This window comes from Nitrincola tapanii, from assembly GCF_008368715.1.
Taxonomy (GTDB): domain Bacteria; phylum Pseudomonadota; class Gammaproteobacteria; order Pseudomonadales; family Balneatricaceae; genus Nitrincola; species Nitrincola tapanii.
The window spans coordinates 195,791-214,488 of the sequence record NZ_SMRS01000001.1 but is presented as its reverse complement, the minus strand read 5'-3'; the positions used below and the strand labels follow the sequence as shown (position 1 = coordinate 214,488).

General features: G+C 48.1%; 20 protein-coding genes and 3 pseudogenes. 5 read left to right on the top strand and 18 right to left on the bottom strand.

The window, feature by feature from the left end:
* Positions 1-107: 107 nt before the first annotated feature.
* Both E1H14_RS01155 and E1H14_RS01150 read right to left on the bottom strand, forming a co-directional pair.
* Positions 108-353 carry a TIGR03643 family protein gene (locus tag E1H14_RS01155; RefSeq protein WP_149389614.1) on the bottom strand — a complete coding sequence of 82 codons (246 nt, stop codon included), beginning with the start codon at positions 351-353 and terminating at the stop codon, positions 108-110.
* 80 nt (positions 354-433) lie between these two features.
* Complete coding sequence (locus tag E1H14_RS01150; RefSeq protein WP_235017352.1) at positions 434-862, bottom strand: GNAT family N-acetyltransferase; 429 nt, start codon at positions 860-862, stop codon at positions 434-436.
* 82 nt (positions 863-944) lie between these two features.
* On the opposite strand from E1H14_RS01150, the gene E1H14_RS01145 reads away from it, so the two are divergent.
* Entirely contained in the window at positions 945-1,190 is a 246-nt protein-coding gene (locus E1H14_RS01145) for a type II toxin-antitoxin system CcdA family antitoxin (RefSeq protein ID WP_149389613.1), read from the top strand.
* The gene (locus E1H14_RS01140) at positions 1,190-1,507 is read left to right on the top strand and encodes a CcdB family protein (protein ID WP_149389612.1); all 318 of its coding nucleotides are present in this window, start codon (positions 1,190-1,192) and stop codon (positions 1,505-1,507) included. The genes E1H14_RS01145 and E1H14_RS01140 overlap by 1 nt, the downstream gene beginning before the upstream one ends.
* A 135-nt stretch (positions 1,508-1,642) precedes the next feature.
* Here E1H14_RS01140 and E1H14_RS01135 read toward each other — a convergent pair whose 3' ends face one another.
* The 8 genes and pseudogenes from E1H14_RS01135 to E1H14_RS01095 all read right to left on the bottom strand — a co-directional run bounded on the left by E1H14_RS01135 (position 1,643) and on the right by E1H14_RS01095 (position 6,708).
* Entirely contained in the window at positions 1,643-1,906 is a 264-nt protein-coding gene (locus E1H14_RS01135) for a Txe/YoeB family addiction module toxin (protein ID WP_149389611.1), read from the bottom strand.
* A complete protein-coding gene (locus E1H14_RS01130) occupies positions 1,899-2,153 on the bottom strand; it encodes a type II toxin-antitoxin system Phd/YefM family antitoxin (RefSeq protein WP_149389610.1) in 255 nt (84 codons plus the stop codon). Before E1H14_RS01130 ends, E1H14_RS01135 begins: the two co-directional genes overlap by 8 nt.
* Positions 2,154-2,485: 332 nt before the next feature.
* Positions 2,486-2,782 (bottom strand): type II toxin-antitoxin system RelE/ParE family toxin, encoded by a 297-nt coding sequence (locus E1H14_RS01120; protein ID WP_235017351.1) that lies wholly within the window; start codon positions 2,780-2,782, stop codon positions 2,486-2,488.
* Positions 2,783-2,784: 2 nt separating this feature from the next.
* On the bottom strand, positions 2,785-3,066 hold the full coding sequence (locus E1H14_RS01115; RefSeq protein ID WP_149389608.1) for a type II toxin-antitoxin system Phd/YefM family antitoxin: 282 nt from the start codon (positions 3,064-3,066) through the stop codon (positions 2,785-2,787).
* 164 nt (positions 3,067-3,230) lie between these two features.
* Positions 3,231-4,410 (bottom strand): annotated as a pseudogene (locus E1H14_RS01110) (IS3 family transposase).
* Between the two features lie 67 nt (positions 4,411-4,477).
* Positions 4,478-4,957, bottom strand: coding sequence for a hypothetical protein (locus tag E1H14_RS01105; protein WP_149389607.1), 480 nt, complete (start codon positions 4,955-4,957; stop codon positions 4,478-4,480).
* Between the two features lie 106 nt (positions 4,958-5,063).
* Positions 5,064-5,936, bottom strand: a complete 873-nt coding sequence (locus tag E1H14_RS01100; RefSeq protein ID WP_149389606.1) for a hypothetical protein — start codon at positions 5,934-5,936, stop codon at positions 5,064-5,066.
* 130 nt (positions 5,937-6,066) lie between these two features.
* Complete coding sequence (locus E1H14_RS01095) at positions 6,067-6,708, bottom strand: hypothetical protein (RefSeq protein ID WP_149389605.1); 642 nt, start codon at positions 6,706-6,708, stop codon at positions 6,067-6,069.
* Between the two features lie 174 nt (positions 6,709-6,882).
* Here E1H14_RS01095 and E1H14_RS01090 point away from each other — a divergent pair.
* Positions 6,883-7,995 (top strand): annotated as a pseudogene (locus E1H14_RS01090) (IS110 family RNA-guided transposase).
* 723 nt (positions 7,996-8,718) lie between these two features.
* On the opposite strand, the gene E1H14_RS13195 reads toward E1H14_RS01090, so the two are convergent.
* Positions 8,719-8,775: a hypothetical protein gene (locus tag E1H14_RS13195; protein WP_235017367.1), complete on the bottom strand. Its 57-nt coding sequence runs from the start codon at positions 8,773-8,775 to the stop codon at positions 8,719-8,721.
* 407 nt (positions 8,776-9,182) lie between these two features.
* The gene (locus tag E1H14_RS01080; protein ID WP_149389604.1) at positions 9,183-10,070 is read right to left on the bottom strand and encodes a DMT family transporter; all 888 of its coding nucleotides are present in this window, start codon (positions 10,068-10,070) and stop codon (positions 9,183-9,185) included.
* A 139-nt stretch (positions 10,071-10,209) separates the two neighbouring features.
* Between E1H14_RS01080 and E1H14_RS01075 the strand changes: the two genes are divergently transcribed.
* Both E1H14_RS01075 and E1H14_RS01070 read left to right on the top strand, forming a co-directional pair.
* Positions 10,210-11,133 carry a LysR family transcriptional regulator gene (locus tag E1H14_RS01075; RefSeq protein ID WP_149389603.1) on the top strand — a complete coding sequence of 308 codons (924 nt, stop codon included), beginning with the start codon at positions 10,210-10,212 and terminating at the stop codon, positions 11,131-11,133.
* A gap of 218 nt (positions 11,134-11,351) precedes the next feature.
* Positions 11,352-11,483: pseudogene (locus E1H14_RS01070) on the top strand (IS110 family transposase); the annotation flags it as partial.
* Between the two features lie 471 nt (positions 11,484-11,954).
* On the opposite strand, the gene E1H14_RS01065 reads toward E1H14_RS01070, so the two are convergent.
* The 6 genes from E1H14_RS01065 to E1H14_RS01040 all read right to left on the bottom strand — a co-directional run bounded on the left by E1H14_RS01065 (position 11,955) and on the right by E1H14_RS01040 (position 18,609).
* Positions 11,955-13,667: an ATP-binding protein gene (locus E1H14_RS01065; protein WP_149389602.1), complete on the bottom strand. Its 1,713-nt coding sequence runs from the start codon at positions 13,665-13,667 to the stop codon at positions 11,955-11,957.
* Positions 13,668-13,681: 14 nt separating this feature from the next.
* Positions 13,682-14,722, bottom strand: coding sequence for an SIR2 family protein (locus E1H14_RS01060; protein WP_149389601.1), 1,041 nt, complete (start codon positions 14,720-14,722; stop codon positions 13,682-13,684).
* A gap of 151 nt (positions 14,723-14,873) precedes the next feature.
* Positions 14,874-15,350 carry a hypothetical protein gene (locus tag E1H14_RS01055; RefSeq protein WP_149389600.1) on the bottom strand — a complete coding sequence of 159 codons (477 nt, stop codon included), beginning with the start codon at positions 15,348-15,350 and terminating at the stop codon, positions 14,874-14,876.
* Positions 15,351-15,737: 387 nt separating this feature from the next.
* Positions 15,738-16,115, bottom strand: coding sequence for a GNAT family N-acetyltransferase (locus tag E1H14_RS01050; protein WP_149389599.1), 378 nt, complete (start codon positions 16,113-16,115; stop codon positions 15,738-15,740).
* 86 nt (positions 16,116-16,201) lie between these two features.
* Positions 16,202-17,596 carry a transglycosylase domain-containing protein gene (locus E1H14_RS01045; protein ID WP_160141998.1) on the bottom strand — a complete coding sequence of 465 codons (1,395 nt, stop codon included), beginning with the start codon at positions 17,594-17,596 and terminating at the stop codon, positions 16,202-16,204.
* A gap of 134 nt (positions 17,597-17,730) precedes the next feature.
* Positions 17,731-18,609, bottom strand: a complete 879-nt coding sequence (locus E1H14_RS01040) for a hypothetical protein (RefSeq protein WP_149389597.1) — start codon at positions 18,607-18,609, stop codon at positions 17,731-17,733.
* Positions 18,610-18,698 lie beyond the last annotated feature (89 nt).

Below are 18,698 nucleotides of genomic sequence, written 5' to 3'. Positions count from 1 at the left end.
GAATAATGAATGCTGTGCGCGGGGGCAATTAGCCCCGTATTATCCGGTTTTTAAACGCAATAGTCAGTGCCAACACGGAAAAAGCCGCCAAGGATTCAATCGATCGATTAACGTGGCTTGTACTGTCTGGAGCAATAGGCCCGGCTGACATCAGGATGGCGCAATTTCAAGTGTTTGGTCTGTCGCCCCGACACGCGAGCGCGCCACAAGCGAAAACTACTCGGCTTCAACTGCCGACGCATCAAGCGAATCACCTGAGCTTCGGCTAAGCCATAAAGCTGCTCTATCGCCTCAAACGGTGTGCGATCCTCCCAGGCCATTTCAATAATTCGTGATTCATCCACCGGGTTCATAACCGTTTTGCACTCTCACTGGCTTGTTAATAGCCAGCATTACGTGAGAGCAACAAGAATGGTTTGATCAAAGAGGATGCCTAAGCCTCGGTGGGTGAAATCGATACTCCAGGTTCCAGCACCCAGCAACGTGGATTCGCGCTATATCCCAAGTGCCCATAATAGGATTGAGCGGCGGGCGCGGCGATCAAGATCAACTTGGCTCTTGGGCCCAACTGCGCTTGGGTGAGGCTCTGCAAATGTTTACCAATTCCTTGGCATTGGTAGGCTTGATCAACCGCCAAATCAGATAGATAACAAGCATAGTGAAAATCAGTCAGGCTGCGAGCCACCCCCACCAAGCGCTCGCCCTGCCAAGCCGTCACCAGCAAATTAGAGTGCGCCAACATACCTTCAATGCAGTCAAGATCCTGAATGGGGCGCCGCTCACCTAGGCTTGATCTTTTTAAAAGCTCGATAAACTCGGCACTGCTTATGGGATGATTGACCTTGTATTCGATATTTAGCACGTTAAAAGCCCCTCTAGATATGCCTTGCCTGACAGCCCGCATGCGCATAAGCTATACGCATAGCGCATATGGAGCAACCAAGATGAACTATACATACAATACTCAAGCCCCAAAAAAACCAGCTAATGTCAGCATAAACAGTGACCTACTTCAGAAAGCAAAAGATCTGAAAATAAACCTGTCTGCAACTTTGGAGCATGCCCTGGCTGAGCAACTGCGCAATGAACAGCGTGCCGCATGGTTACGCGAAAATGCCAGCGCGATTCAAGCTTACAATCAGTTTGTTGAAACACATGGCACATTCGGCGACAGCGTCAGGAAGTTTTGATGAGCCAATTTTATGCTTATAAAAATCCAAACCCTGCCACTCATGCCCAGTACCCTTACTTGCTAGACGTGCAAAGCGATTTACTAAGTGAGCTGCGTACAACTGTTGTTATTCCACTGACACCGTCCAACCTTGCTGCCTCAAGGAGTTTGACCCGGCTAAACCCTACTATCACTTTTGAAGGCAAAAGTTTTACGCTCATGACACAAGAGATAGCCGGCGTAGATCGCAACCAAATCGGCGCTCAAGCATATGATTTGTCGCCATATCGCTCAGAAATAGTCGCGGCTATCGATTTTGTACTCTCTGGCATATAACGAACCTGTCGGATTAGAAATACCCTTGGCGTCATGACGATAGCCTCAACGCTTTACTCAACGGACAATAATGAGCACCAGCGAGTTATTTTTCCGGTGCAGTAAGCTGTTAGCTGCGCTGTGTAAGGCCCTAACCTAATAGTGATAACGACAAGAAATGATCGTAATCGCATTATCATCCACTGCGTACACCAATCTATTCGTATCATCTATACGCCGGGACCAAAAACCAGCTAAGTTTTCCTTTAACGGCTCTGGCTTACCCATACCTTCAAACGCTGAGCGTCTAACGTCGTTAATAAGCTTGTTTATGCGTTTGAGCGTTTTTTTGTCCTGAGTTTGCCAGTAAAGGTAATCATTCCAGGATTCGTCAGTCCATAACAGTAAACGACTACTCATCAATCAAGTCTCTACAGGTTACCTTACCTGCTTTGAATTGTTCAATTGAGCGATTCAAGTGCTCAGCATTTGCGGGGGAGCGCAGTAAGTGCACCGTTTCCATCAGACTGTTGTAATAATCTAGCGACATAACAACAGCATCTTCCGAATCACGGCGAGTAATAATTGCGGTATCTGCGTCATTCACAACGGAATCTAAAACCGCTTTCAGACTATTTCTTGCTTCTGTAAAAGACACAATTTTCATACAATCTCCACATGTACGCTTTACAGGACAAGTATAGATCCAAACCCGAACATGTACAATGTTATGGACATGTTAGTTATGTCAGCTAAGGCTGCTTTCGGCTTGATCAAGGTTTGTAAGAATAAGCCTTAGCCGCTTGGTGTGTTTCGCCTGAACCCCAGAGGTTTAACCGGATTTGTAGAACCTCTCAAGACCTTTGTGTATGAAACTTATAATCATAGACTGATTGCAACCCTAAGGGTTACGTCTAGCAAGTGCTGATTTTTAAGCTTAACGGGCAAATGTAGCGTAACGGAATTTGCTCCGTTGCAGCTGATTGTTATGTGCTTTATTTAATAGAGCTCATCAGCCCGAATTAATTCGCTGCCACGCAGGACCGTAAGCACTGAAATTTTTTGTGCTTGAGTATCAACGCGATAAATAACACGATACGCACCATAAATGACTTCGCGAATTCGCTCGATGTTGACTTCAGGGACAATGCGACCGCTCATGGGGTCCAACTCCAAGCGCTCTACCGATTCGAACAATCCGTCTAGCCATGACTCTGCAACGGAGGGCTTATCCAGCGCGATATAGCCAGCAATTTCACCCGCTCTTTCCAATGCGAGCGGCGACCATTCAATCATCATCACTGGCGTAGCTGCCTCAGTAACTGATTTTTTGCCTCTACATGGGGAACGCCTTCTCCCGCTTCGATTTGCGCTTCTGCCCGATAGATGTCCTCAAGCAACTCCAGACGTTGCTGCATCTTTTGATATTCATGCACGCCAACCAGAACAGCAACGCCGCGGCCACGCTGAGTAAGGACCATGGGGCGATGAGTTTCGTTGATTTGCTTTATAAAGGATGCAATTCCCGCTCTGAAATCGGACAGAGGGCGAATATCTTCATCTACTCTTAACTTAGTCATAGCACTTCAACCGTACTTTTGAATGTACTGCTGAGTGTACGCCCAGATGGTTAGGTGCGCAACTGCGGAGAGACCAAGGGCACATAACGCCTGTATTTGCGGTTGGTTTGTAGCGCAGCGGAAAACCAGTGATCTTCCCCCGATAAATCGGACACCTACGCTGCTCATACCGTCACTGCTTCATATTCAACTGGACTTAGGTAATTTAAGCTTGAGTGCAGTCGAACTCGATTATAAAAGTGCTGGATGTATCCAACCAGCTTGTCCCTCAGATGCATCTCGCCATAAAAGACGTTTTCCTTGATCAGCTCACCTTTCAAGGTATGAAAGAAGGACTCCATTTCCGCATTGTCTGTACACATGCCTGGACGGTTGGCATTGGCTAGAATGCCGTGTTGCTTTAGAAGCGACTGGATCTCGTGGGCACGGTATTCAACCCCACGATCCGTATGAAAAATCAAACCAGAATCAGGTCGTCGGTTACGCAGCGCCATCTGTAGTGAGGCCTTCGTCAGTGATACCGTCTTCTGCTTACCCAAAGACCACCCCACAATACGACGGGAATATAGGTCGATTACCGCAGCCAGATACAGCCAGCGTTTACCAACACGGATATAGGTGAGGTCAGCGGCCCAATGCTGGTTGGGTGCTGTTGGTTTAGGCAGATCTTTAGCAAGTTCGGCGCACGCTGGTAGAAACGGTGTAACCCCGCAAGCTTGCGGTAAACGCGGCTGACACGGGCCTTCAAGCCCGCTTCTCTCATCAACCGTTCGACTCGTTTTCTACCCACATGGACTCCTTGTCGCTTCAGGGCCTGATGTACTCTTGGACTGCCGTATGTTTCTCGGCTTGCCTTAAAAATCCGAATGATGCGTTCGGTCAGCACAGTATCGCTGTGCTGACGCCGGCTCACTTTGCGTTTCAACCAAGCATAGAAGCCACTGGCTGATACGTTCAGAAACCTGCACAAGCGGCGCACACTGTACTGCTCACGATGCTGCGCTACGAACCGGAACCTTTCTTTCGTTCCTCCGCGAGAAACCGTTGCCACTTTTTTAGCAGGTCATTTTCCTCTTTCAAGTCAGCAACCTGTTTCTCAAGCTTGCGTATCCGCTCGTTCTCACTCAAAGCCTTCGGCTTCTTAGACACCATTTTACGTTTATCAGCCACGATCTTGCCTTCCCGGTACTCCTTGCGCCAGCGGGACAACATGAAGGGATGGATATCCAGCGCTTCCGCAACTCCCTTCACACTCGCCCCACTCAGATGGGTCAGCTTAACAGCTTTGGCCTTGAACTCGTTCGTGTACTGTCGTGTCTTTTTTTGGTTCTTGTACGCTGGCATTTCTCACCTCGTCTGAATTAGATCGAGGTGTCCACTGAACCGGGGGAACTACAGCGTCGGATTGCCTTTACTTGTTAGGTTTTTTATCATTGGGCTTTAGCAACCTATAGTCTTTTGACTTGAGATCACTTCTTTCTATAAGCTTATGGGATAGCGTGTCATTTCTTAAGGCTGCGACAAATTCCGCGAACAGATGCTCCTTCTGTGCTTTAATCTGCTCACTAGAGTCTGTATGAACCGAATCAATGAACGCGTATATTTTTTTGATTACGTCATCCGAGGCGTGTAGCCAACACAATTGTAGTTCATCCAGAAAGGCTAATTTCAACAATTCGGCATCTTCTTGCCCTTCACTGAAACCCTTACTGCTCTTTAACAAAATTCTATAGCTTTCCTCTTTCTTTTTCCGTTGTTCAAATATCCTTTTGTCCAACTCAGCCTGCCGTCTAGCCTTTTCATTCAAAAGCCAGCCCACCACAACAGTCAGCACTGGGGCCATAATTTTCCAAAATTCGATATCGCTGGCTATTTTACAAATTGATTCCATTTTATTTCCTCAAGAAGCACGTCGCGACCTCGATAAACCTAACGCCACCGCTCACAGGCAAAATTGCGAGCGCCAGCGAGTAATTTTGTCCTTGTGTAGCGGATTGTTAGCCTTGGTCATGTGGATGCACTAAAAATGCGACTCTTGAACCTACCTCAACAACATGAAATCCCTTTTCATCAACAAGCAGTTGGAAGTGCGGCTTGTTTTCTGGTTCCAGTCCGTGCTCTCTAATCTTTTCGATAAACATGTCTGTGTTTTCCTTTACGTGTTTTTCAATATCTCGCACCAGACGATGATAGCGATCAGCCAGCATTTGTGACTGAACCGAGGTGCCTGCCGTACTATAGCCGCCTCCAATCGGCCCATATACTACACCTTCATCAACCTGAACCATGGTTTGAACTCCTGCCTTACGAAGTTTGGCAATGTCTTCATTGGTTGGTTGATGCGCTAGCCCCAAAACACCATTAATACGATAGTTTGCAATTACTTCCGGCCACTCCTCATGAAGTGTACGTATAAGCTCTTGTTCACTCCAAGCGCCGTGTGCCTTCACGTCAATACAGTAGACGTCCGAATTGGCTACCAACGCAAACAATAGGGGGCCAGTTCGCCCTGCGAATCCATTACTTATATTTTCACCTAAATGAAAGTGATGTATCCCCCAGTCGTTTAAAAGATAATCCTCATAATTATCGCTCAGTATCGTTTTACTTAGGTGTGGGGTAACGTCCTCGCCATTGTTAAATTTAGATTTTAATGCTGCATAACCCGACTGATGTTCTTGCGGACATGAAATCCTGCTCGACTCGTGTACGGAGCGACGTAATGGATGGACTCTTCGCTTACGAATGTTAAAAAACTTATACGATAGATCGTCTGGCGAATCGGTTGCACCAACAGAATATCCTGCTGTGGTTATCTCGCTGCGAAGGTACTCGATCCAGTCGCCAGATAAATCAATTTCAATTTCCATCCGCGCTCCTTTGAAAGGCTAACGCCGCCATTTGAGGCACAAACTGGAGCTAGCTTTTGCAAATATAATTGCGCAGCAATTTGCAAAAGATGGCGGAAGTTTGTGTCCGTTCAACATGGCCTTGTTAGAATTAGACAAGTGCACCACCAGCAGCACCTAGAATACTAATTAAGCTAGCTTTCTCGCTAATTTCTTCACCGAGTTTATTCAGCTTCTGGCGGAAAGTTAGAGCGTTGTTAATAATGTTGTTTTGCTTATCTTGATCAGTAATTTGAGCTTGGATAATGTTTTCGAACTCTTGCTCTGGGTTTTCTAGATTTGATACCACAAGCTCAAACAAGGCAATTGGTGATATTTTCAGAAGCTCTTTGTTTAGGCCATACTCGATATTACGACCTACACTTTTTATTGCGTGTTCTAGCTCGCGTTGCTCAACCGGATTTTCTATGGTGATCGTAACTTTACCCCCTTCAAACTCCGGCTTAGCCATCTCATCCGTGACTCGTGTGACAATGTTCGCCAATACGGCCTTGTGATTTGCCTGCTTATATTTCAAAGCAGCATTAAGCCTCATTGACTTTACTTTTGATTCGCTAATCTGAAGTTTATTGGCAACGTGATAGTTTGACTTATCTTTGATTTCAGAGGACTCTGACAAAAGGTGGAATACCAGAATGTCAATTTCTGTCTTTGTCATTGCGCCAAAGCCGTGAGCCAAAAATCGTGCTACAAATTGCTCACCAAATTCTTTGTATTGATCTTCCGTCAGCATGATTTATCTGCTACTCCTTGAAATTCTTACGCTCGGCTCACGCGCCGGTTTGGAGCCGCGAAGCGGCGGAAAATCGGACGCTGTGCAGCTGATTGATACTCATTGAACCTTCTCCCTCAGCCTAGCCAGATTGGCTAAGCTGAAAGGCGCCGAAACCAAAAAGGAGAAGACCCAATGAGATTTTATACTACACAACATCCGTACTATTGTGGAATAGATTTACATGCACGGTCTTTATACGTGTGCATTCTGGATGAAACCGGTGAAACCATCCTGCACCGCGAAATAAAAGCACGACCAGAACCCTTACTGGATTTATTAACGCCCTATATCGGCAACATTGTTGTCGGTGTTGAATGCATGCACTGCTGGTACTGGGTTAGCGATTTCTGTACTCAACATGGCATCGACTTTATTCTGGGCCATGCGCTTTACATGACAAATTCTTCAGGAAAGAATTTGGACAGCTTTAGCTGGCCCGAAGGGAAAAGTACAGGACGTACTTTTCAATACTATCCATGGCGGCAAAGCCAAAAATGATCGCATCGATTCCTATAAAATCGCTCACCTTATTCGTGGTGGCAACTTTCCATTGGCCTATGTCTATCCACCTGAGATGCGTGCTGCTCGTGACTTACTCCGTCGTCGTACCCGTATCGTTCGTCATGGTGCTGATTAAAAGCACATGTAAAAAACACCACCAGCCGGTACAATTTACCACCGAATAACCTAGATCTAAAATACCCTTGCGCTCGGGAAGCGATGCGGAACTGTTTTGATGATGCGTTCGTGCAACGCAATATTGATCTGGACTTAAACATCATCGCGTTTTACCGTCATGAACTCAGCTCAATCGAGTGTTTTATTGAAAAGCATGCCAAGCATCACAACGGCCGAGATTACCACATACTCACCAGCTTCCCTGGTATTGGTCGCATTCTGGCACTGACGATTCTGTACGAAGTCGGTGATATTGGTCGTTTTAACACGGTACAGGATTTTGCTTCGTATAGCCGACTTATAAAGTGTAAAGCCGAATCAGCGGGTAAAAGCTACGGCACTCAGGGCAATAAAATCGGCAATGCGCATCTGAAGTGGGCCTTTGGCGAAATTGCTGTGCTGTACCTGCGTGGTAACGACAAGGCAAAAGCCTACTTGTTAAAACTACAAAAACGTATGAGTAAAGCCAAAGCGCTCTCGGCTCTAGCGCACAAAATTGGTCGCTGCGTGTACTACATGCTGAAAAATCAAAAGGTGTTCGATGAAAAACGTTTCCTGACCGGTTAAGTCGCGGGGCAAGGTGAGCTGAACGTCTAACTGGAACACCTTGGCTGATGCTCAAATGAAGATTGGGTTACCCTTAGCCATAGCTGAACCACCCATCTTCTAGCACAAGACCGTAGCCTGTACGACTTGATTAGACACCTTGCCGCCGCGCACTACCATCAGCAAGATGGTTTGCACCTGTACTGAGCCTGAAACTAACTGGCTTTGAGCCCGTCACTTTGAATAGTGCCAGCAACAGGTAACCGATGAATGTCTCGGCTTTGGCTTCCTGCGTCGCTCTATCGCCTACATCCTTGTAGGCGTGGTGCCCCTGCTATCAGAACGGAAGCTGAAATCAGCAGGCGCTCATTGAGCATGAGATAAGAGAGCCCCGATATGTGTTTGTTGCAGGCTATCGCCTGGCAACCATGATGACAGATGAAGCAGTCTATCTTGCTGATGGATAACAAACTGGCCGCTAACGCGGCCAGAAGAGCTGGTTTACCTATTGACGCCGGAGAGGTTCATATGTGTTATATACTTTTAAGCTTAATTGTCAGGTCCCGCTTGATTAACCTAAACGTCTGATTTTATTAAAACCATAGCAACCCACAGCTATATATCCAAGATTCGCGTGCCGTCTCCTTTTTCTATTTTAATAATACTGGGGATTGCTCTATGCATTGATCACACAACCAGCAACGTCAAGTCTTCATCGCCAAACGCCACCCTACCCGCTTTTTCCTACATCCCGTCAATCGGCTGCTCGTAGCTCCAGTCAATATCTTTATAGTCACCCAGCGAGAAATACGCCGAACTGCCTTTAAACGGGCAGTGGGTTGTCTTTCAGAAAGGGCAAGCAAATCCATGCTCACATCGTCACGTGGGAAGTAACGGCGAGGCGGGTTGTGGTTTTCGCGCAGTTCGAGGAATTAAGCAGCTTGCCATCCACATGCACGTGCACGCGCTGGTTAACGGGATGAAGCGTTATGCGAGGTGCCTGTGACATTCGGTTGTCCCCTGCGGCTTTTAGCTCTAGTAAAATTAGCCTAGCAGCAAAGTTCGTTGAATCCCACGCTTGCCTCATCAAAATTTAGGTTACGGATATGACTTAGGTCATATTTATGCCGCATCAATTTCACTGCGACCGACCCACCATTGCCTTTGACTGGCGTGATGGAGCACAGCGCGGGATTCGTTGTTGGCAATTAACTTTGCCTTACCCTCCAGCCTGCCTGGGTAGTGAGAAGCAGGCCGAATACAATCAACGCTGCCCCAATGAAATCCGCCATCCGCAACGACTCGCCTAGTATTAGATAAGCGAGTATTACGCCGAAGAACGGATTAAGAAGGTGATAGCTCGATGCCGTCGAGGCGCCGCTGATGCGGATCAACACAAGCCAGAGGCTCATTCCACCGATGGTGACGACAAGTACCAGATGCGTAATCGCTATTATCGTAGCGGTAGAAGGCGCGGTAAGAGGCTGTCCAAACGCGATTGCCATCGGTAGAAGGGCGATAGCGCCAGCAATGGATTGCCAGAAATTGGCCTGTAATACAGGTAGGCCTGCACCTTGACTCCGGAACAAAACAGTGCCACTAGCAAAGGCGAACATGCCACCGGTTGCCATCATTAAGCCCCAGATATCCACCGGCATGCCGCTAGTAACACCAGAGATGACTATCACCCCCACTAAACCCAGCGCGGCACCGAGCAGTTTCATTGGGGAATAGGGTTCTACACCCCACCATGCCGATAGCAAACTTGTGACCAGAGGTGCGCAGCTGACAATCACAATAACAATCTTGGGGGAAACCGTCTGCAAGGCGGCAAAACTCAGCCCCAAGTAAAATGCATTGTTAAGAATGCCTAGCACCAACCCGCGCTGGATTGCGATGCGGTCCTCACGGGCTGACCACCGAAATCCGCCACAGCTAATGCAAATGGGTAGCATCAGTAACGCACTCAACATGAACCGGAGTGTGAGCAGCGTAAAGGGATCAAAATCAGTCAGCGCTATGGCACCTGCGATAAACGCCGAACTCCAAACGATGCTGAAAATGACCACCAAACCAGTCAATACAAAATGATTCATCCCCCTCCCCCCTTAAAAGCGCTTACGTGCGTTTGCGCCATTACCTTGAAACTGATGGTACATGGGAGGTAAAAGCATTGGAAATTAATTATACATTAGCCATAATTAGATGAATTAATATGGAATATGGAGATAAAGAATGTTTGATTGCCAACCATCCCCTTTGGGAGATAGGCGTGTCACCCTTGAGCACCTGCGCGCTTTCGTGCTGTTGGCCGAAGGCAATGGTTTTCAGCAGGCAGGGCTTCAGCTATTTCGTAGCCAGTCTGCAGTCACGCAAAGCTTGAAGCGGCTGGAGGAAATACTGGGCTGTAAATTACTTGAACGTCGCCAAGGACATATACTTGGCTTGACAACAGATGGGGAACGCTTTCTTCCTGCTGTGAATGAGATTCTTGCACGTACGTCTGAGGCGGTTAGCGCCATGCAGCAACCTGAAATTGCCGGACGATTGCTGATTGGCGTACCCGATGATTTCAAGGTAGTGGATTTGCATGGTGCTATTTCCCGGTGCACAGAATTAAACCGCAATCTGCGCCTAGAAATCGTATCTACGCTCTCCTCGCAACTGCTCCACCAGCTCAACAACAACGGCCTTGATCTCGCTATCTTTAAATGTGTGGAAAACTTCACGCCAAGCGATCCACGCTGGCAGTGTCATCTGCTACGGCGAGAGCCTCTCCGTTGGGTGGCCGCGCAACGGCATGATTTTGACCGCATGTCTGATATACCGCTTGTTATCTTTCCTGATGGCTGTTGCTACCGTAGTGCGGCGCTCGCCGCATTGGATAAGCTCGGAAAGTGCGGCTACAACGCCTATGTCAGTGCCTCTTATGACAATATTCGTGCCGCTGTGTCGGCAGGCCTAGGGATTGGTGTGCTGCCCGCCAGTGCGCTTGCTGAAGATCACATTATTCTTGGCAACAAAGATGGGTTTCCAGAACTCCCAATGGTGGAACTCGTGATGGTACAGGCATCACAAAAGGGTGCCACCAAACAGCTGGCAGACTTCCTTACGCTTTCGTCGGCGATGAAGTCTCAACAGGTTAGCGAATATCGCTAACCTGGAACCTCAAACAAAGTGTAATTCCCCTCTGTCAGCCTATTTGTTCAATTGGCGAGATCCGCATTACCCTCGCCGTGCCGGTTCCGTGCACACCGGATAAATAATTACCACGAGTTGCATGCCAGACAAGCGACCCGGAAAAACACATCAACTGGGTGCTGCCATCTCGTCTGCACCAGGGAACGGTAGTTTTCAACCCCGGTGCCCAAAAGCTGTTGCAACGCTTCCAGAAACGTATGAGTAAGGCCAAGGCCTTGTCAGCGCTGGCCCACAAGCTAGGGCGTGCCGTCTACTTCATGTTAAAGAACGAAAAGGTGTTCGATGAACAACGCTTTTTAATGAGTTAGTCACGCAGCAGGATGATGATCAACGTCTAACTAGATCATTACGGAGTGTGCTGAAACCGGGTGTCTGCTGACTGGTCAATCAGGCCTGAAACCCGACTTCTACACCCAACTCGAAGCCCGTCGCTTTGATTATCCATCCTGCTGGCGTGCACCAATACCCTGAGCGAGTGGGCTTACGCCGGCGCTGAACCTGAAACTAACTGGGACTGTAAAGTAACCCGCTTTTTGAATAGGACAGATGCTGGTTAACCGATGAATGTCTAGTACCCCAGACCGACCTGCAAAGAGCAACCTGGTCTGGCAGTGGTGAACCATCACGTTAAGAGAGCCTCAATAGGTGTTTGCTGTAACCCACCAACAGCCAACGATGACAGATGAAGTAGGATCACTGGCTCAGGGACTTGATGTTGGCCGCTCACGCGGCCAATAAAAAACCCTGCGGCCTATTGACAGGTAGAAGGCTCATAGGTGTTATGCGCCTGTAACCGCTTGTCGTCGCCACGCATCAAGGACGCCAGCAACATCTATTTCCTCAGGATCTTCATTCCACGTAGCGTAGAACGAAGTATCCTCGCTGTGAGGAGTTGGGTTCGGAGGATCGATTCGTATCCTAGTCGGCATCATCACCGAGTCGCCGAGCAAGATTCCTTCTCCCCTTCTAAGAGTGGAAAACATGCTTGTGATTCCTCTCACCGAATCGGGCAAAAGGTTTCTCACATAACTTTGATCGTCTGGATTCGAAAGTCGCAGGCACAAGAACGAATTACATTGTGAAAGGATTGTTGCCGACACCTCGCGCGGCCTCTGACTTATGACTGTGAGGCTAATTCCATATTTCCGACCTTCCTTTGCGATACGTTCGGCTGACTCCCGCGACGATCTCGCGTCTGAGTCACTATCGTTAAGGTAGATGTGGGCCTCGTCCGCAAAGACTGCGATTGGGTATGAAGTCCCATTTACCCTCCGATACCAGTAAGCAAAATCGAAAAGGCACCTAAGAATTAGTGAGATTACTGAATTTCGAACATCGAAAGGCACTGGGCTCAAATCAATAATTACAACCTTTTTTCTCGCGGCAGAAGTTGCCCCAAGAAGTCGACGGAAAAGATCTTCCATGGATGCACTTGTCGCATAAGTCTGTGGGTGGAAAATTAGATCGTAACGTCGGTCATTTAATCTCGAATCGACTCGCATCAATAGGCGAGTGAACTGGCCGAAAAGCGGCCCTTGGCGCTCGCCGCGTTGTCCTGCAACCATTTGGGTGTCCAATCTACGGAACTCATTAAGGATTTTCGCAAAATCAAAATACACAGGCGTGTCGATCGTAATTCGATCAAGCCCGAGTGTCTGATTTTCTGGATGCCTGTCCTTCGCCCCTTGAAGTAGCTCCTTGAACTTCGCGATTTGGTTGGGAGCTGCTGATTCGCTACGATCAACCATCAACCCGAGGAGCTCCTCACTGTTCATCAGCCAATAAGGCAACTCAATATCAGCTCCAGAGATCACGTCTGCTTCGTCTCCGAATGCCGAGCCATATTCCCCATGCAAGTCGAACAGCACAACAGTAGATTGAGGGAATGCAGCGATCTTTTGCAGGAACGAAGCCACCGTCCAAGATTTACCACCACCAGTCTGCCCAAGTATCGCTCCGTGCCGTGACAAGAAAGCATCCAAGTTGATGTTGGCCTGTTGATCAGGGATCAGCGACAAATGGCCAAGGAAAAAATTCCCATCCGCGTATTGCCGATAAATACTGTCGATAGTCGCCGGTGGCACTGCGAATGCCGACGAATTCACTGTCGGCAACACATCGGCGCCTCGTTCGAAAGTCCCGGCTACATCAAGTGTTCCCACCGGTACGGCTGAGACCACCCTCTTTTGCTCTTCGATTATTGCATCCCCTTCGGCCTCAGCATTTCTGATCTCTGCTTGAAGTGGAGCGCTTTCCTTCATGTCGATTGTCGTGATCATCGCTAGGAGTCGACCCGATGGCAGACCGACAGAAACAAAAGTGCCGGGTTGACCAATTAGCAAAGGAGTTGGGCCTGTGTCACCTGGCAGATTTACGATCATGGTCGGAGGGACGCCCTCTTCAATGTCTCCCCCATCTGAGTGGTCCATGAGAGTAATGAAAATGCGCTCGCCGGAAACTCCGACGACTCGTCCAATTTTGTAATCATTCATATATTGCCTGCTCCTTACGGTTCCAACAATTGGGCTAGGGCGCTGAATTTCCAAAGGTCTGTCCCTGCTCCTGTGTCCTTTTGGTCGATGAAACAGTTAGTGGGAAAACCTGCGTGAAATGGTGGAAATCTTTTCAACTCCCCAATACAGTCCGGCTCTTCACCGCACAACGCAGTCAATCGAATCTTTCCAGCTCTAAGTTTCGGTAAGATCAGCTGATCGTTGATGTGCTTGTCGCCAAAGCTGAATCCGCACGCTACGACAAACTGACAATTCGAGCCGAGTGTCCGAGAAGCGCGAGTAAAAAGCTGATCGAATGGCTCTGAGAGAGTGTCCATAACCTTTCTTCGGCGCGGCAAAACAAGTGCTCTTTCTGGTGTAGCGCTTTGCAGGTCAAGACCGCTTTCAAAAACACGGTCTCCATCCTTCAACCAAGAAACCGAACCGTGAAGTTTGATTATGTTTACGTGGAGCTCGCTACGGTGTGTGAAACGCGTTTTATCAATGGTCCCCCTTGCCAGATCAAAGACAGCTGGGTCGAACTGCCTTTTCAAAGGGCCATCAAATCCTGTCTCAACGCGGACGCCAACCTCTCCAGCCGCTAATTCGAAGAGAACATCGTAGTTGGTTGTCAGGATCGTGACTGTTGAAGAGGTTCCATGTGCCCTTCGTTTCAGAGCTTCGAGAAAGCGAACGTGATGAGTGAGGTCTGGAGAGGTGACCGACAAAATCGCGTCAACAATTAATTTACGGATCTCCGACTCTAGGTCTCCATATTTTGACTCCTGAGTCGTAACGAAATACTCGGTGACCAAATCGGAAAGGATTTCGATATTGGGAGTGCCTGTTGCAGGGCTATAGGTAAGTGCCTTTGCAGCCAATATTTCATCGAGGGTTGTCTTTAGGGCTGGGCTAAGATTCGAAACGACTGTCTTTGTGAGGTCGCCCATCAAAGGGTAACCCGCTTCCTTAGAAGTCCCGGCACCAAAGAGAAATCCAATCCGGTTTAGACCAGTTTCGATTCCAGGGAATAGCTGCGAGAGGGTAAGACTCATGCGTTACGTATTCTTCTCATCGTCAGAGCCATTGGCCGTTCGTGAATTATTATCCTCAAGCACCACATCATATTTTCCTGCATAACGCTCGCATTTGCGGCTGGTTTGTAGCGCAGCGGAAACCCAGTCCGATAACATGCGCTTGTTAAGCCTACAACGCTGCATATGTCTCTTCCGAAACCTCGACGCCATCCGGATTAACCCATGAAAGCACAGCATTGTATGCCGTAGGGCTCCCGAAGTGGATCGCTGCAATCAAAGTAACTGTGCCTCCCGGCTGAAGTATTGGCACGGGAAATTTAGCCTCATAATCATTCGTTACGAGAGGGCTATCTTCGGGTTTCACCAACAGCCGTAGATCAACATTTTTCGCGGCAACATCGCTGATGTTTGTTATGCGAAAGCGGTAAGTCTTACCATCTTTAAGAATGTCGAAGGACAGTCGAGCAGCATTCTTTCCCCTCTCTTCCCTGAGCAGAATCTCCAACTGCTTTTTGGCAAGTTCCGATGTTGCACGCTGAAGATCATTGGCTTCTCTCTGAATTTTTCGCTGTCCACCCCAAACAACCAGGCTAACAATAGTCGCGATACAGGCTAAAATGACACTCAAAATTTCATACTGTGACATCTCGTCTGACTCACTTTGGGCTTAACGCTGATGCACTATTGCGAATACATCCGCAGAATGATATTGGTGCGAGGGAGAGGACTCGAACCTCTCTACGTTTCTCCTGGCCGGGCAAATATTCGGTAACTGATAATCTCTCGTCTGGATTGGAAGTGTCCCACCATGGCCTCGCAGAAACGCCACCCCGCACCATACGCATGATTTCACGAATGAATTTTCCATAAGAACCCCCTTAACAAATTGAAGTGTCACGAAGACCCAGATTTCCAATCCAAACAAGATACTCACAGTTACTTCTATATTTACCCCTACTGCCAAGCCTTTGATCCGCCTCTTGGCTCCTGCCGAAAGCGGCTTGTCCGCTGCAATGCATTGTTAGCCATCGACTTACAATTGAAAAACAGAGCCAACACGCTTACAGCCGAGCTTGCCATAATACAAATCTTCGTCAGAAAGTACGTAAACGTCCTGTTCGAGATGAGCCTGCCTTACTTTCCCGAGAAGCTCTTTTCCGTAGCCATTATTTCTGTATTGTGGGGCGACATAAAGCTCACTCACGTACACGCCGAATCCATCAACCAAAGCACGAACATACCCACAGATCGCGCCATGACTTTCACATATATATGATTCACTGTTTAACAGAGATTCCCTAAACTTTCCAATCGCGACATCACTGGTGAACGAGTTCCAGTCTGGCTCATTTTTCAGAAGTGCAAGCAACTCATCTTCATGCCTTTTTTCGTATCTCAAAATATTGCACATACTGACTCACTTACTTGGCTAACGCTTGAGTTCAGGGGCGTTTGAGACGGCGGCTTTTTTTGCAGCAGCAGAAAATGGGCAACGGATCAAACGTCCCCTGCAACGCTTTGTTGGGCGGCGAGCCACTCAATCTCCAGTTCTGGTAGATATTTGCTCTGATCATTTATTAAACCTTGATCAATCACCCTGCGATAGATAGCAACAGTATTAACTGCATCTTCCGCAGTTAGTACCCCATCGTAAACAGCCCGTCGTAGTGTTTGGGCAACCCTTGGCCCAAGTAGCAGCGACCTGACGTTCGATAGCCTCTCTATTAGGAAGAACGCCTCAGCAATCCCAATAGCGGACTCTCTTGGTCCCTTCAGAAAACGTGAGCATGCTGCTGCTATCCCCATTACACCATAATCGAAGCGAACGGACGCAAGGTACATTTCTAACACACGATCCTTTGAAATGACCTTTGAAAGCCAAAGTGCCAGAAGTATTTCAACCAGCTTACGCCGTATTAGTTTACTTTGATCAACGATAAAGAGTGTTCGCGCCAACTGCTGTGTGATGGTTGAACCTCCCGATCTTGGCCCAAGTCTCATGACTGAAAGAAGCAGCCTTGCAATACCCTTCCAACTTACACCACGATGTGAGAAAAATTCCTTGTCCTCAATCTGGACAGCCATTTTCTTTAGCGAAGTGAGGTCGATCCCTAGGCGATGAACTTCGTGTGTAGCAAGATTTGCTCGATAAATCAGGTACTCAGCACGATCATCGATCCTGACACCAAGAATATTCGCGATAGTCCGTGCCACCAAGAAGGAAGTGCGCTCATGAGTATCCAGCAGAGCCTTACGATAGAGCCAGCAGAGATATACGAACCAAGCCACTGATAGGAAGATTGCTAGAAAAAGAGGATGCAGGGACGCTGAAATATGGTTTGCGCCAAAAACCTTGGAAAGGATAGTGGCACCAACGAAGAAAACCACGACTGACGATATACCCGCGAGCGCATAGCAAGGATATGCGACATATGTGTTCCAACCCGGGAACAAGCGTAATGCGAAAGGTTCATCTGCGCCTTCGACACGCCAATTTGGAAGAACGAGTTGCAATCTTCCGTAGGACATTCCCAGCATGCGACGAAGTACGATTAGCTTTCTACCAGCAAAAACGATGGCCTTTTGACGGTCTGCAAAGTACCGCAAGAAGATGACTCCGGCCGCAACTGAAACCAATAGAACAACGAAAAGCGTCGCAAGCTCAGGAACGTACGGCGCAAGGGATGATGTAAGAGCATTGAGGTTTCCGAGAGCAAGCGAGCCGAATGCAGCACCTATTACGATGGATATATTTGCTGCATTTAGGAACACCCGTTCATCTGCTTCCAGGGTTTTTGCAGTTAGGCGATATTCCTCTAGCGCAACGTCCCGATCTTCAAAGTGGTAGGTCGGAAAATGTTGCCGCCAAGCTGGTTCGTCATCACTATACATAGACATTACGCTTTGGTTTACCCCTTAGCCACTTCAAGCCGCCCAACGCTCGCCATCAGTTGCGCGAGGCACGAGCGTCAACTGGATGGCTTGGTTATGTGGATTTACTGATTGCATCAGAATAACCCCTCCGTTCAATCCCACCCGGTTTCTGAGGTGTCGATACTACCTGTAAGATGCCTCTCAATAACCAGATCGACATCCTCTCGATTATTAGCTCTCATGAACTCATAGGGTTTTATCGCCGCAATCCGACGCGCTTTCCGCAAGCGGAGCCCGCCACTCAACAGGATCCGCCTTCTGATGTACGACGCCATTTCTGAGGGCTGCCTAAAGGTAGAGATTCGAAGAATCCTGTCGTATGCAGAATACAGCGCTATAAAATACATATACGGAATTACCATCGTGGCCAGAACTACCGGAAGGAACAACCCCTTAGCCGTGGCTATAGACGCTAAATTCGCGTAATCGTTGTACGCATTCATGCCGGCGAACAAGAGTATGACAAAGCCAATGAATGCCTGAACGCTTAAAAATAGATTCGCAATGGGCTCGCCTTTATGATGAAACTCTGTATAGGCGACAAGCATTGATATAAAAGCCACCACCGGCACTAAAACTATTTCTGCATACAATGAAAACGTGTATGAATTCACTATAAAGGCGAGAATGACAATAATAGAAGCCTGCTCTCTAAGCGTTCCCCGCCAATCCTCAATCGGCTTCGAAGAAGTAACCGCCTTCCCGAATAAGGCTAAACCAGACAGCACAAACCAATATATTGTCGCCTTTAGCATCTCAAACTGCCAAAAGCCAATTGCCGTTAAGAGCCCTACAACCAGAGCAAGGTGCCCAGCGAACACTGAGACCGAGAGAACTAGCCGTTTGTTGAGCGCTGCCGCAACAACGCGAAACAGACTCACCCTAAGCTCTTTTCTTGTCAAAGCCCATATCAGGAGGACCGATACCCATATGCCAATGGAGATCTCACGAGTGTTAAATAGCTCCTCCATATCTTGGCCCTCTCACCTACCCAACCACATAACGCCCGCAGCACGCGCGGCTTTGTAGTGAAGGCGAAGCCGCAACGAAAAAGACGTCG